Source organism: Streptomyces sp. NPDC005492 (genome assembly GCF_040605995.1).
Classification (GTDB): Bacteria; Actinomycetota; Actinomycetes; order Streptomycetales; family Streptomycetaceae; genus Streptomyces.
On sequence record NZ_JBEXDX010000009.1, the window covers coordinates 41,293 to 54,549 of the forward strand.

General features: G+C 70.7%; 12 protein-coding genes. 8 read left to right on the top strand and 4 right to left on the bottom strand.

Annotated elements, in window-relative coordinates:
* The first annotated feature begins 38 nt into the window (after positions 1–38).
* Entirely contained in the window at positions 39–614 is a 576-nt protein-coding gene (locus ABZT04_RS14905) for a TetR/AcrR family transcriptional regulator (protein ID WP_356056603.1), read from the top strand.
* On the opposite strand, the gene ABZT04_RS14910 is transcribed toward ABZT04_RS14905, so the two are convergent.
* Entirely contained in the window at positions 565–1,824 is a 1,260-nt protein-coding gene (locus ABZT04_RS14910) for an MFS transporter (protein WP_356056604.1), read from the bottom strand. The genes ABZT04_RS14905 and ABZT04_RS14910 overlap by 50 nt on opposite strands.
* Positions 1,825–1,871: 47 nt before the next feature.
* On the opposite strand from ABZT04_RS14910, the gene ABZT04_RS14915 reads away from it, so the two are divergent.
* Positions 1,872–3,287, top strand: a complete 1,416-nt coding sequence (locus ABZT04_RS14915; RefSeq protein WP_356056605.1) for a PLP-dependent aminotransferase family protein — start codon at positions 1,872–1,874, stop codon at positions 3,285–3,287.
* A 140-nt stretch (positions 3,288–3,427) separates the two neighbouring features.
* Here the strand turns inward: ABZT04_RS14915 and ABZT04_RS14920 are convergent, their stop codons facing one another.
* Both ABZT04_RS14920 and ABZT04_RS14925 read right to left on the bottom strand, forming a co-directional pair.
* The gene (locus tag ABZT04_RS14920; RefSeq protein ID WP_356056607.1) at positions 3,428–4,069 is read right to left on the bottom strand and encodes an HAD-IA family hydrolase; all 642 of its coding nucleotides are present in this window, start codon (positions 4,067–4,069) and stop codon (positions 3,428–3,430) included.
* A gap of 34 nt (positions 4,070–4,103) precedes the next feature.
* Positions 4,104–5,285: a helix-turn-helix domain-containing protein gene (locus ABZT04_RS14925; protein WP_356056609.1), complete on the bottom strand. Its 1,182-nt coding sequence runs from the start codon at positions 5,283–5,285 to the stop codon at positions 4,104–4,106.
* 130 nt (positions 5,286–5,415) lie between these two features.
* Here ABZT04_RS14925 and ABZT04_RS14930 point away from each other — a divergent pair, with 130 nt between their 5' ends.
* The 4 genes from ABZT04_RS14930 (at position 5,416) to ABZT04_RS14945 (ending at position 9,078) form a co-directional block, all read left to right on the top strand.
* Positions 5,416–6,342: a proline dehydrogenase family protein gene (locus tag ABZT04_RS14930; protein WP_356056611.1), complete on the top strand. Its 927-nt coding sequence runs from the start codon at positions 5,416–5,418 to the stop codon at positions 6,340–6,342.
* Between the two features lie 60 nt (positions 6,343–6,402).
* Complete coding sequence (gene pruA, locus ABZT04_RS14935; protein WP_356056612.1) at positions 6,403–8,034, top strand: L-glutamate gamma-semialdehyde dehydrogenase; 1,632 nt, start codon at positions 6,403–6,405, stop codon at positions 8,032–8,034.
* Positions 8,035–8,158: 124 nt separating this feature from the next.
* On the top strand, positions 8,159–8,698 hold the full coding sequence (locus ABZT04_RS14940) for a GNAT family N-acetyltransferase (RefSeq protein WP_356056613.1): 540 nt from the start codon (positions 8,159–8,161) through the stop codon (positions 8,696–8,698).
* A gap of 248 nt (positions 8,699–8,946) precedes the next feature.
* On the top strand, positions 8,947–9,078 hold the full coding sequence (locus tag ABZT04_RS14945) for a hypothetical protein (RefSeq protein WP_089098576.1): 132 nt from the start codon (positions 8,947–8,949) through the stop codon (positions 9,076–9,078).
* A 71-nt stretch (positions 9,079–9,149) separates the two neighbouring features.
* Here ABZT04_RS14945 and ABZT04_RS14950 read toward each other — a convergent pair whose 3' ends face one another.
* A complete protein-coding gene (locus ABZT04_RS14950) occupies positions 9,150–10,703 on the bottom strand; it encodes a metallophosphoesterase family protein (RefSeq protein WP_356056614.1) in 1,554 nt (517 codons plus the stop codon).
* Positions 10,704–10,846: 143 nt separating this feature from the next.
* On the opposite strand from ABZT04_RS14950, the gene ABZT04_RS14955 reads away from it, so the two are divergent.
* Entirely contained in the window at positions 10,847–11,890 is a 1,044-nt protein-coding gene (locus ABZT04_RS14955; RefSeq protein ID WP_356056615.1) for a 3-isopropylmalate dehydrogenase, read from the top strand.
* 274 nt (positions 11,891–12,164) lie between these two features.
* Positions 12,165–13,253: a branched-chain amino acid aminotransferase gene (locus ABZT04_RS14960; protein WP_356056617.1), complete on the top strand. Its 1,089-nt coding sequence runs from the start codon at positions 12,165–12,167 to the stop codon at positions 13,251–13,253.
* Positions 13,254–13,257: the final 4 nt, after the last annotated feature.

The following is a 13,257-nucleotide window of genomic DNA, read 5'->3' on the forward strand; positions in this document are numbered from 1 at the left end:
CTGGGACGTCTGTATGGATCGGCGGTAGGGTGGCGGGCATGGGACACCGTGAGGATCTGCTGGAGGGCGCGAAGCGCTGCCTGCTGGAGAAGGGGTTCGCGCGTACGACGGCGCGCGACATCGTGAAGGAGTCGGGGACGAATCTCGCGTCGATCGGCTATCACTACGGGTCGAAGGACGCGCTGCTGGCTCAGGCGTACGTCTCCCTGGTGGACGAGATGTCCTTCGAGTGGGGTGACCGGCTCGTCGGGGCGCCTGGCTCGCTGGAGCGGTTCAGGGAGGTGTGGTCGAACGTCGTCGCCTCCCTCCGCGAGCCGGGCTCGATGTGGCGGCTCAGCGGGGAGATCATGGCGATGGGAGACCAACTGCCGGAGGCTCGCGATCAGTTGTCGCTCGCGCAGCGCGAGGGCGGCCGAGGGTTGGTCTCGCTGCTGATGGCTGTGCCGGAGGAGGAGGTGTCGGACGAGACCGCCGACACGCTCGGCTCGTTCTACATGATCCTGATGTCGGGTCTCATCATGCAGTGGACCTTCGACCCGAAGACCGCACCCGACGCGGACCGGCTCACCGAGGGTCTCCGTCAGGTACTGGAGAGTGCGCGGACGGCGCAGTGACCCGCCGGTCCCGCAGGGCCGGGGCCACCGCGCCCAGCATCAGCAGGGCGGTCAGAGCGAAGGCCCACGGGTAGCCGGTCAGGCCCGCCGTGAGGCCGAAGCCGGCCGCGCCGAGGCCCATGCCGCCGTCGTAGGCCAGGTTCCAGAGGGCGCTGACCGTGCCGTACGAGGTGGCGGAGACGCGGGTGTACATCAGGGCCAGGGTGGCGTTCTGGGTGATGCCGAAGCCCGCGCCGAACAGGGCCGTACCGGTGATCACCGCGACCGGGTCGCCGGAGAGGGCGATGACCAGGACGCCGAGCGCCGACAGGAGCAGGCCGGGCAGGACGAGCCGGTCGCTGCCGTGCCGGTCGCCGTATCGGCCCGCCAGCCAGCGCGTCAGGGTCGACGCGGCGGGCTGTACGAACAGGGCCACCGCGACGACTCCGGCGGAGGCCGAAGGGACGGCCAGCGGCAGGAAGGTGACCACGATCCCAGCGGCGGTGGCGGTGGCCGCGAAGACCACAACAGGCCGCAGCAGGGCGCCAGTTCGCAGACCTCGTACGACACCCAGCGGCTGCTTGGAGCGGTCCGCGCGGTCCGCGCCATTCGGTAGGCCGAGGACGAAGACGATCGCGGCCAGCGCCGCGAGGCCGCCGGCCACCGCGACCGGGCCGTACCCCACGCGCCCGGCCAGCCACAGCCCCAGCGGCAGCGCGACCAACGACGGCACGCCGGACACCACACCCACCAACGCCAGCCCCTCGCCCCGGCGTTCGTCCGGGATCAGCGACGCGGTCAGCGCGCCGCCCGCGACGATCGACAGCGCGAAACCGAGCCCGCGCACGAAGCACACCGCGGCGATCCAGGCGGCCTGCCCGGAGACGGTCAGCGCCAGTGCCGGTGCACCGAGCAGGAACAGCCCGGCCATCAGGGTCAGTCGGTACCCGAAGCGGGCCACCAGCCGGGGCGTGACCAGCTCGCCCAGCACCGTCGCGAGCATCAGCGAACCGGTCGCGAGCCCCGCCGCGCCCCCGCCGCCCCGCTCGGCGGCGTACGCCGGTACGACCGAGAGGAGAAGGAAGAAGCTCAGACTCGCGCCGACCATGCTCACGAAGCGGAGGAGGAGGGGGCGGGAGAGGAGCGGAGGGCGAGGGCCTGAAGTGGCTTCGGAGGGGCCGGAGTTGGAGGTCATCGGCTCGGTGCTCGGGGAGTCCGTGTGGGTCGCCATGGCATCGACACTAGATTCCGACCGGACCGCCGGTAAGCTCCAATTCCATGCCACCGCAGTGGGCCGGTTTGTCACCCGAGCTGCTCCTGTCCGTCGACCGGGACAGCGAGGAGCGGCTGTGCGCGCAGTTGGAGGGGCAGTTGCGGGACGCGATCCGCACGGGCCGGCTGCGCGCCGACGAACGCCTCCCCTCCTCCCGCGCACTCGCCCGCGAACTCGGCCTGTCCCGCGGCCTGGTCCAGGACTGCTACGCCCAACTCCAGTCCGAGGGCTATCTGGTCACCCGCGTCGGCTCGGCCACCCGGGTCGCGACCGGCGCCCACATCCCGAAGTCACCGGAAGCCGAACCACCCCCCACCCGCCCCCACTTGACCGCCGACTTCCGGCACGGCGTGCCCGACCTGGCCTCCTTCCCGTTCACCGACTGGCTGTGGGCGACCCGCGAGGCGGCCCGGACGATACCGACGGCGGACCTCGACTACGGTGATCCGCGCGGCAGTTCGGCCCTCCGTGAGGTGGTGGCGGGTTATCTGCGCCGGGTGCGTGCCGCCTGTGCGGAGCCCGCCCGGACCGTGATCTGCTCCGGTTACGCGCAGGGTCTCGGGCTGGCGCTGGGCACGCTGTCCCGTGCCGGGGCGCGGGTGGTGGCGTACGAGGACCCGGGCGGCCCGGCCGTCGCGCGGGCGGCGGCGGACGCGGCCGGCCTGACGGCGGTACCGGTACCGGTCGACGAACAGGGCGTGGACGTACGGCGGTTGGCGGCGACCGGCGCGGACGCGGTGATCGTCACCCCGGCCCACCAGTGGCCGACCGGAGTGGTGATGGCCCCCTCTCGCCGCTTGGCCCTGATCGAGTGGGCGATGCGCGAGGACGCCTATGTCATCGAGGACGACTACGACGCGGAGTTCCGCTACGACCGGGAGCCGGTGGGCACGCTCCAGGGTCTCGCCGCCGACCGCGTGATCTCCATCGGCACGGTCAGCAAGTCCCTGGCCCCCGCCCTCCGCATCGGCTGGCTGCTCTGCCCACCGGCACTCATGGCCCCCGTCACGGAGGCGAAGCACGCGAGCGACCGTGGCTCCCCGACCCTGGACCAACTGGCCCTGGCCCGCCTCATCGAGTCCGGCCGCTACGACCGCCACCTCCGCCGCATGCGCACGACCTACGCGTCCCGCCGCACGGCCCTGATCACCGCCCTGACCGAACACGCCCCAACCACAACCCTCTCGGGCCTGGCAGCAGGCTTCCACGCGGTGGCCCACCTCGCGCCCGGCCTCGACGAGGAGACGGTCGTCACACAGGCGCGCGCTCGCGGGGTCGGCCTCTACGGCATGAGCACGTGCCGCGCGTCGGGGTCTGCCGATCCCGGTCAACTCGTATTGGGTTTCGGGAATGTGACGGTGCGTGGGATCGGGGAGGGGGTAGCGGCGGTGGCGGATTTGCTTAAGCCGTCGGGCACTTGACGGACGGCGGTGGCCGCGTCGGAGGCGACGAGTGTGGGCCCGCCGGGTCGGCCTCTCCGGGACGAAGCGCCAGCCCCGCCTCGGTAGCCGCCGATTCTTCCCAACTCGTGCTGGGTCGCGGCGGTCGTGACGGACCTGCCTCAGCCGCCAAGTACCTGATGGACAGCGCTTGCCGCGTCCAAGGCGACCCCCGTAGGCCGATACGCCCCCTCCGTCCACGTCCGCCCGCCCGACACCCACACGCTGCACGCCCCCACCCCCGCCGCCCCGAGAACATCGGCGTGTGCCGAGTCCCCGATCATCCACGCGCCCCGCAGAGACGCCCCGACCGCGGTCGCCGCCGCGTGGAAGATTTCCGGTGCGGGCTTCTTGTAGCCCGCCGCCTCGGAGATGACCCAGCCGTGGACGAGGGAGTCGAGGCCGACGGTCCGGATTTTCAACTCCTGTTGGGCGACACGGCCGTTGGTGACGATCACGGAGGTCCAGCCCTCGGCGGTGGCCTCGGTGAGGGCCGCGCGGGTGATGTCGGGCAGGGTGACGTGGTCGGCGGCGCCATGGTCGAGGAGGGTCCGGATGGCGGGGGCGACGGTGCTGCCGTAGCGGTCGGTCATCGCCCGTGCGATGGTCCGCCTCGGTGTGTATCCGCTCGCGTCGGCCGACATCAGCCAACCCAGGTCCGCCTCCGGCAGGCCGTGCGCTGCCAGGAACTCCGACGCCGCCTCCCGGAACGCGGCGTCACGGTCGACGAGGGTGTTGTCCAGATCGAGCATCAGCAGCGGCATGCCAGGCAGTGGATCACCCCGGCGGCCGCCCGGACTACAACCGCGCCCCCTTCAACACCATGTGCAGCAACAACCGGTCCTCCCCGTCGTCCAGGTCCAGCCCCGTCAACTGCTCCACCCGGGACAGCCGGTAGTACAGCGTCTGCCGGTGGATGCCCAACTCCGCCGCCGTACGCCCCGCTTGGCCCGCGCGGTCGAGGTACGCCTCGGCGGTGCGGGCGAGTTCGTGGTGGGCGGGGGAGAGGAGGGGGGCCACGGCCGGGTCGTGGGTGGACTCCGGGGAGAGGGAGGTCAGCAGGCGGTACGGGCCGATGCGGGACCAGTCGGCCACCGGCGCGAAGCGGGATTCCGCGAGGGCCGCGCGGCACGCCGCCGTGGCCTCCTGCCAGGCCGTGGCCAGATCGGTGAGGCCGGTGCGCGGGGCGCCGATGCCGGCCGCCCGGGCGCGCTCCTCCAGGAGACGGGTGGCGGCCGTAGTCGCCGGAGTCCCCACGTCCGTCGTGCGCAGCCGGACCAGTACCGCCAGGCACTGCTCCGCCGTCCCCCACGGGACCGTGCAGAGCGCGGTCGCGTGCGGCACCGTACGGGCCGATGGGGCGTCGTCCGGATCGGCGGAGGGCCACGGGGCGACACACACCAGCGCGTACGGCCCGTCGCCGCGCGTGCCGAGGGCCGTCCGCAGGGCCGCCACCGCCATGTCCCCCTGCCACCCGCGCTCGGCGGTCAGCACGGCCCGCAGCTCCCGGCTGAGATCCGCCCCGTGCTGCGCCTCGTCCGCGAGCAGCGCGCCGATGCGGGCCGTCACCGCCATGGCCGCGTCCAACTGCGCGGGGGTGGGGCCCGGGTCGTCGTCCAGGAGCCAGACGTAGCCGAGGACGACACCCCGATGGCGGACCGGCAGGCAGATCCGCCCCCGGTAGACGCCCGCCTCGGGGGTGGGCGGGATCCGGACCGGCCCGGTCGCCCGCGTGATGCCGAACCCCTCGAACCAGGTCCGGACGGCGGCCGTCGAGCGCCGGGTCAGGATCGAGCGGGTGCGGACCGGGTCCAGCGCGGACGCGTCCAGGTCGCCCTCACCGTCGTAGGCCCCGAAGGCGATCAGCTCGAAGTCACGGCTCTCCAGCGTCGCCGGGGCGCCGAGCAGCTCGGAGATCTCGTCGACGAGCTCCTGGTAGTCGCCTCTGGAATCGGATGTCACCCGGGCATTCTCCCGCATTCCCGCGGCGTCTTCATACATCTGTCTGAGATCTGCGGCACGGATGCGTGACAGGTGTCGATGGTCGACGATCGGAGGGGTACCTAGGTTTCACGGTGGTCCTGTCTGTTTGGTTCTGTGGAGGTGCCCCGTGCTGGGTCCCGTGATTCTCGCCGCCTCGCGCAGCGATCGGATGCGTCGGCTGATCTCGGCGGCGCCGGTGACCAAGCAGGTCGTAGACCGCTTCATCCCCGGCGAGACCGTCGACGAGATCGTGCCGATCGTCCAGGACCTCACCGCCAAGGGCCTGGAACTGACGATGGACGTCGTCGGCGAGGACATCACCACCCCCGAACAGGCCGCCGCCGCCCGCGACGCCTACCTCCAGCTCGTCGACCGGCTCAAGGAACTGGAGCTGGGGACGCGCGCCGAGATGTCGATCAAGCTGTCCATGTTCGGCCAGGCGCTGGCCGGTGGTCACGAACTCGCCCTCGCCAACGTCCGGCCCGTCGTCGAGGCCGCCGCCGCCATCGGGACGACCGTCACACTCGACGCCGAGGACCACACCACCCTCGACTCGATGTTGGCGATCCACGAGGAGCTGCGGAAGGACTTCCCGCAGACCGGCTGTGTCATCCAGGCCTACCTCTTCCGCACCGAGGCAGACGCCCGCCGCCTCGCCGAGGCCGGCAGCCGCGTCCGGCTGGTGAAGGGCGCCTACAAGGAGCCCGCCGAGGTCGCGTACCAGCAGAAACACGAGATCGACAAGGCGTACGTCCGGATTCTGCGGATCCTGATGGAGGGTGAGGGCTACCCGATGATCGGCTCCCACGACCCGCGCCTGATCTCCATCGCCCAGGAACTCGCCCGGCGCGCGGGCCGCAAGCCCGACGAGTACGAGTTCCAGATGCTCTACGGCATCCGCGGCGACGAGCACCTGCGCCTCGCCGCCGAGGGCCACCGCATGCGCGTCTACACCGCCTACGGCACCGACTGGTACGGCTACTTCATGCGCCGTCTCGCGGAGAAGCCGGCCAACCTCCTCTTCTTCGCCCGCTCGACCCTCACCAAGGGCTGACCGAGCACCCGGATACCTGAAGCCCGAACACCCGCTCACGTACAAGGAGTTACGGATCCCATGGACGCTGTGACCCAGGTCCCCACCCCCGTCAACGAGCCGGTGCACGGCTACGCGCCCGGCTCTCCCGAGCGGGCCCGTCTGGAGGCCAAGCTCAAGGAGCTGGCCGAGAACCCGGTCGACCTGCCGATGACCATCGGTGGCGAGAAGCGGATGGGCGGCGGCGAGCGCGTCGACGTCGTCCAGCCGCACAACCACAAGGCCCGCATCGGCACCTACGCCAACGCCACCCAGGACGACGCCCAGGACGCGATCGACGCGGCCCTCGCCGCCGCGCCCGCCTGGCGCGCGATGTCTTTCGACGACCGCGCCGCGATCATCCTGCGCGCGGCCGAACTGCTGTCCGGCCCGTGGCGCGAGACCCTCGCCGCGTCCACCATGCTCGGCCAGTCGAAGACCGCCCAGCAGGCCGAGATCGACTGTCCCTGCGAACTGGTCGACTTCTGGCGCTTCAACGTCAAGTACGCCCGCGACCTGCTCGCCGAGCAGCCCCCGGCGAACTCCCCGGGCGTCTGGAACCGGCTCGACCACCGCCCGCTGGAGGGCTTCGTCTACGCGATCACGCCGTTCAACTTCACGGCGATCGCGGGCAATCTGCCGACGGCCCCGGCACTCATGGGCAACGTGGTCGTCTGGAAGCCGAGCCCGACCCAGACCCACGCGGCCGTCCTCCTCATGCAGTTGCTGGAGGAAGCCGGTCTCCCCAAGGGTGTCATCAACCTCGTCACCGGCGACGGCATCGAGGTGTCGAAGGTCGCCTTGGAACACCGCGACCTGGCGGGCATCCACTTCACCGGTTCCACCAAGACCTTCCAGCACCTGTGGAAGACGGTCGGTGCCAACATCGAGAAGTACCGCACCTACCCGCGCCTGGTCGGCGAGACCGGCGGCAAGGACTTCGTCGTCGCCCACCCGAGCGCCGACAAGGCGGTGTTGAAGACCGCGCTGACCCGGGGTGCCTTCGAGTACCAGGGCCAGAAGTGCAGCGCCACCTCCCGCGCCTACATCCCGGCCTCCATCTGGAACTCCGGTTTCAAGGAGGAGTTCGCGGCCGAGGTCGACTACTTGACGATGGGTGACGTCACCGATCTCGCCAACTTCATCGGCGCGGTCATCGACGAGCGCGCGTTCGCCAAGAACAAGGCGGCCATCGACCGCGCGAAGGCGGACCCCAACTGCACGATCGTCGCGGGCGGTTCGTACGACGACTCGGTCGGCTACTTCGTCCGCCCGACCGTCGTCGAGTGCAGCGACCCGGCCAACGAGGTGTTCACCACCGAGTACTTCGGCCCCTTCCTCGCCGTGCACGTCTACGACGACGAGAACTACGACGAGATGCTGACCCAGATGGAGTCGGTCTCCGACTACGCCCTGACGGGCTCGGTGATCGCGGGCGACCGCGCGGCGGCGGCGTACACGATGGAGAAGCTCCGCTACGCGGCCGGCAACTTCTACATCAACGACAAGTCCACCGGCGCGGTCGTAGGCCAACAGCCCTTCGGCGGCGGCCGAGCCTCCGGCACCAACGACAAGGCCGGCGCCCCGCAGAACCTGACCCGCTGGACCCTGACCCGAGCCATCAAGGAGACCCTGGTGGCGCCGACGGACTACACGTATCCGCACATGGGCTGACAAGCGGTCAAGTGGCATGAGGGGCCGGGCAGTTGCCCGGCCCCTCACGTTCCTCTTCGTGTCCCGAGCGGTGATCACGGCGATGACGGCCACGCGCTGAGCCCCCGTCTCCGATACTGACCCCGTGACCATCCGTATGCGCACCGCCCACACGGCCGACCTCACCCCGGCCGACCTCCGCGCCGCCCGCGCGCTGCTGGACGCCGCCTTCGCCGGTGACCTCACCGACCAGGACTGGGAGCACGGGCTCGGTGGGGTCCATGCCCTGCTCGGCGACGACACCGGGCTTCTCGCGCACGGCTCGGTCGTGATGCGCCGGGTGCGGTATCGGGGGCGCTGGCTGCGGGTCGGGTATGTGGAGGGGGTGGGCGTACGGCCCGACGTCCGTCGTCGGGGGCACGGCGGGCGGGTCATGGCCGAGCTGGAGCGGATCGTCGATCATGCCTACGACGTCGGTCTGCTCGGCGCGAGTGACGTCGGGGCCCGCCTCTACACCGCGCGCGGCTGGCGGCTGTGGGGCGGCAAGATCTCCGCGCTCGGCCCGGACGGGATCGTCCACCTGCCCGAGGAGGAGGACAGCACGTACGTCCGCCCCGCGCTCGCCGGGCCCCTCGACCTCGGCAGCGATCTCCTCTTCGACTGGCGTGACGGGGACGTTCTCTGAAACCGCAGGTCAGAGGTACGTGACTCGTTTCACCGTCTCAGATAGTAGGAAGTCCGAGTAATTGTGGAGACAGATGCGCGGTCCTGTCCTAGCTTTGTAGGAGCCGAACGTCTCGCTCGACCCAGCGAATGGCGGTCGTGAGCCGGACACCGTGCAGGCAACCCCTGCGGTCCGTGGCTCCCCGCCCAACTCCGGCGTCTCGTAACCCCTTTCCGCACTCCAGGATGTATCGAAGGAGTCGATTCTCCATGGCCGAGACGACCGTCCGCCGCCGAGTCCGCCACGTGTCCCGCACCAGCGAGTCCGAGCGCAAGAACGCCGCCGCCGCCCTCCAGCGCGCCCTCGACCGCCGCGACAACGGCGGCGAGACCGGCCACTGAGCCGCGGTAACACCGCTGAGCACCACCACTGAGAAGCCGGGAGCCGCGCCCGCACGGGGTGCGGCGCGGTCTCACCGACCGCGCCGCACCTCGAAGTGGTCGATGCGCCTGCCGTTCTCGTCCAGCGCCGACACCGTGAGCCTGGGCGTGCCGCCGCTCTCCGCCTCCACCGAGAGCAGGGAGAAGCCCCGGTAGCGCACCCGCGACCACTCCACCGTCTCCGCCTTGGTGTGCTGCCCCTTCGCCCACTGCACGGTGTCGACCGTCCCGTGCCGCGTGACGTGCCCCTCGTAGCTCTCCTTGACGCCCGCCGGGAAGCCGTACAGATCCCGGCCGCCGCCGCCCGCCGTGACGTAGACGATCCCGTCCTTCGTCGGATCGGTGGACGCGCCGATCGGTACCGCCCGGCCGACCGAGCCGTCCCGGATGGCGTCGGTCCGCTCGTACACGTGGTTGTGCCCGTTGATCACCAGGTCCACTTGGTGCTTCGCGAACAGCGGCAGCCACTCCGCGCGCACCCCGCCGTCCGAGGCGTGCGTGGAGGTCGAGTAGGCGCAGTGGTGGAAGAAGACCACGACGAACTCGATCCCCTTGTCCGCCCGCAGCTCACGCAGCCTGTCGTCCAGCCACGCCGTCTGCTTCCCGCCCGTGTAGCCGAGGTTGGCGGTGATCTCGTACGACACGTCGTTCGCGTCGAGCGCCACGACGCCGACGTTGCCGTAGACGAAGGAGTACACGCCCGGCGCGTGCGTCGGGTCGAAGCCGTTGTCCGGGAGGGACCAGCGGGCGAGCTGGCCGCCGTAGCCGTCGGGGGAGTACCAGGCCTCCATGTCGTGGTTGCCGGTCGTCACCATCCACGGGACGGACCGGGCGACGCCCTCGTTCTGCTTGAGGAACAGGTCCCAGTACGTCGGGTCGTAGCCGTCCGTCTTCTTGCCCTGCCCGTTGGTGTCCGCGTAGCAGATGTCACCGGCGTGCAGATGGAAGGCGGGGTTCTGGCGCAGGACGACACGGTCGGTGGCGACGGCCGCGTTGCTCACGCCCTGGTCGCCGAAGGCCGTGAACACGAACTTCCCCGGGCTCGCCGGCGCCGTACGGAAGGAGCCGATCGTCGAGCGGTGGGCCGGAGCGGCCGGGTCGAAGCCCTCGTGGCCGACGCCGTAGTAGTACGTCGTGCCGGGGCGCAGGCCGTCCAGGGCCGCGTGGACGTAGTACTGCTCGACGGCCGGGCGTACGCCGGTCAGGCCCGGAGTGTGCAGGGCGCGCACCTCGGCCGTGATCCGGCGGCTCAGGTCGTCCGGCCTCGTCCCGACGCGGACGTACGGCTTCCGGACCGCGAACGGCACCTGCCACGAGATCCGCATCCCGGTCTTCGGGTCGGCGCCGAAGGCGAGATGACGGCCGAAGGGCGTGACGGCCGAGCCATGGACGGGGGAGGAGGTGGTCCCCTTGGTGTCGTTCGTCCCCGTGGCGGTGGCGCACCCGGTCAGCAGCCCGCCCGCCACCGCGCCCGCCGTCACCAGCGTGCGGCGCCGGGACAGCTTGGTGCGCAGGTACTCGTACTGCTCGGCCATGCTCATCCGGACCGCCAACTGTTCCGGGATGCCGACGTCGGGTGTCTCCATGTCGATGAATTTCCCAGCTAAGCCCAACGGGGGCCATGCGTAAGGGTGAACGTACGTCGAACGGCCGACGCCGCGCCCTCTCGGCCTGTCCGTATCTCGGACAGCCCATGTCATCCCATGGGACGAGGAGTACGGTGGCGGGCATGTCTCGCAGCATCGATCTCGCAGTGATCCCCGGTGACGGCATCGGTCAGGAAGTCGTGGCCGAAGGTCTCAAAGTCCTCTCCGCCGTCCTTCCGCAGGACGTGAAGCTGGAGACCAAGGAGTTCGACTTCGGCGCCCGCCGCTACCACGCGACCGGTGAGACCCTCACCGACGCCGACCTGGCCGCGCTGAAGCCGCACGACGCGATCCTGCTGGGCGCGATCGGTGACCCGAGCGTCCCGTCCGGTGTCCTGGAGCGGGGCTTCCTGCTCAAGCTGCGCTTCGCCTTCGACCACCACGTGAACCTGCGGCCGAGCAAGCTGCTCCCGGGTGTGGCCACCCCCCTCGCCGGTGAGCCGGAGATCGACTTCGTCGTGGTCCGTGAGGGCACCGAGGGCCCGTACACGGGTAACGGCGGCACCATCCGCAAGGGCACCGAGCACGAGGTCGCCACCGAGGTCTCCGTCAACACCGCGTTCGGTGTCGAGCGGGTCGTCCGTGACGCGTTCGCCCGGGCCCAGGCCCGCCCGCGCAAGAAGCTCACGCTGGTCCACAAGAACAACGTGCTGACCTTCGCGGGCCACCTGTGGACGAACGTCTTCAACAAGGTCGCGGCCGAGTTCCCCGAGGTCACCACCGACTACATCCACGTCGACGCGGCGACGATCTACCTCGTCACCGACCCGGCCCGCTTCGACGTGATCGTCACCGACAACCTCTTCGGCGACATCATCACCGACCTCGCCGCGGCCGTCTCCGGCGGCATCGGCGTCGCCGCGAGCGGGAACATCAACCCGTCCGGCGAGTTCCCCTCGATGTTCGAGCCGGTGCACGGCTCCGCGCCGGACATCGCGGGCCAGGGCAAGGCCGACCCCACCGCCACGGTCCTGTCCGTCGCCCTCCTGCTGCGCCACCTCGGCTACGACGCCGAGGCCGTCCGCATCGAGGAGGCCGTCTCCGCCGACCTCGCGGAGCGCACCGGCAAGCCCGCGCGCAGCACCACCGAGATCGGCGACGCGCTCGCCGTACGAGTAGCCGGCTGACCCGCCGCACCGCTCGAAATCTCTGGCAATCTCTCGCAGTGATTCGAAGCCGCCGGGTCGCAACCGCACCCGGCGGCTTTTCTTACGTCCCCGCCGGGTGCCACCATCATCCCTGGGTCGCATTCACGCCGTTTTCGTCCACGGTCCACCGCGCGCGATAATCGAACGCGGAGCCGCGGAATGAGGGAATGCTCGGACGTCCTAACACTGGCCACTGGCAGTCGAGGGGCGTGAGCGCGGCCCGTCACACACAACCGGTGAAGGACAACCACTCATGACGACGCCCACGATCGAGCTCAAGCCCTCGGCCTCGCCACTTTCCGCCGCCGAGCGCGACGCGATTCTGGCGAACCCCGGGTTCGGCCGCCACTTCACCGATCACATGGTGACGATCAAGTGGACCGAGGGCCGCGGCTGGCACGACGGTCAGCTCGTGCCGTACGGCCCGCTCTCGCTCGACCCCGCGAACATGACCCTGCACTACGCGCAGGAGATCTTCGAGGGCCTCAAGGCCTACCGCCAGGCCGACGGCTCCGTCGCCACCTTCCGCCCCGAGAAGAACGCCCGCCGCTTCCAGACCTCCGCGCGCCGGCTCGGCATGCCGGAGCTGCCGGTCGAGACGTTCATCGAGGCGTGCGACGTGCTCGTCGCCCAGGACCGCGACTGGGTCCCGGCGCACGGCGGCGAGGAGTCCCTGTACCTGCGCCCGTTCATGATCGCGACCGAGGTCGGCCTGGGTGTGAAGCCCGCCAACGAGTACCTCTTCCTGGTCATCGCCTCCCCGGCCGGCGCGTACTTCCCCGGCGGGGTCAAGCCCGTCTCCATCTGGGTCTCCGAGGACCACGTCCGCGCCGTCCCCGGCGGCATGGGCGACGCCAAGACCGGCGGCAACTACGCCGCCTCCCTCCTCGCCCAGGCCGAGGCCGCCGAGCAGGGCTGCGCGCAGGTCTGCTACCTCGACGCGGTCGAGCGCAAGTGGGTCGAGGAACTCGGCGGCATGAACCTGTACTTCGTCTACGGCGACAAGATCATCACCCCCACCCTCACCGGCTCCATCCTGGAGGGCGTCACCCGCGACTCCCTCCTCACCCTGGCCGGCGACCTCGGCTACGAGTCCGAAGAGGGCCGCGTCTCCGTCGACCAGTGGCAGCGCGACGCCGAGAACGGCACCCTCACCGAGGTCTTCGCCTGCGGTACGGCCGCGGTCATCACCCCGGTCGGCACGGTCAAGCGCACCGGCGCCGAGTGGCACCAGTCGGGCGGCGAGCCCGGCGAGGTCACCCTGAAGCTCCGCGCGGCCCTCCTCGACATCCAGCGCGGCGACGCCGTGGACAAGCACGGCTGGATGCACCCGCTGGGCTGAGCCG

What these genes read in the sequence shown, in the direction of transcription:
- ABZT04_RS14905 (WP_356056603.1), top strand. Translation starts at nt 39, where the DNA reads ATGGGACACCGTGAGGATCTGCTGGAGGGCGCGAAGCGCTGCCTGCTG.
- ABZT04_RS14910 (WP_356056604.1), bottom strand. Translation starts at nt 1,824, where the DNA reads ATGGCGACCCACACGGACTCCCCGAGCACCGAGCCGATGACCTCCAAC.
- ABZT04_RS14915 (WP_356056605.1), top strand. Translation starts at nt 1,872, where the DNA reads ATGCCACCGCAGTGGGCCGGTTTGTCACCCGAGCTGCTCCTGTCCGTC.
- ABZT04_RS14920 (WP_356056607.1), bottom strand. Translation starts at nt 4,069, where the DNA reads ATGCCGCTGCTGATGCTCGATCTGGACAACACCCTCGTCGACCGTGAC.
- ABZT04_RS14925 (WP_356056609.1), bottom strand. Translation starts at nt 5,285, where the DNA reads ATGCGGGAGAATGCCCGGGTGACATCCGATTCCAGAGGCGACTACCAG.
- pruA (WP_356056612.1), top strand. Translation starts at nt 6,403, where the DNA reads ATGGACGCTGTGACCCAGGTCCCCACCCCCGTCAACGAGCCGGTGCAC.
- ABZT04_RS14945 (WP_089098576.1), top strand. Translation starts at nt 8,947, where the DNA reads ATGGCCGAGACGACCGTCCGCCGCCGAGTCCGCCACGTGTCCCGCACC.
- ABZT04_RS14950 (WP_356056614.1), bottom strand. Translation starts at nt 10,703, where the DNA reads ATGGAGACACCCGACGTCGGCATCCCGGAACAGTTGGCGGTCCGGATG.
- ABZT04_RS14955 (WP_356056615.1), top strand. Translation starts at nt 10,847, where the DNA reads ATGTCTCGCAGCATCGATCTCGCAGTGATCCCCGGTGACGGCATCGGT.
- ABZT04_RS14960 (WP_356056617.1), top strand. Translation starts at nt 12,165, where the DNA reads ATGACGACGCCCACGATCGAGCTCAAGCCCTCGGCCTCGCCACTTTCC.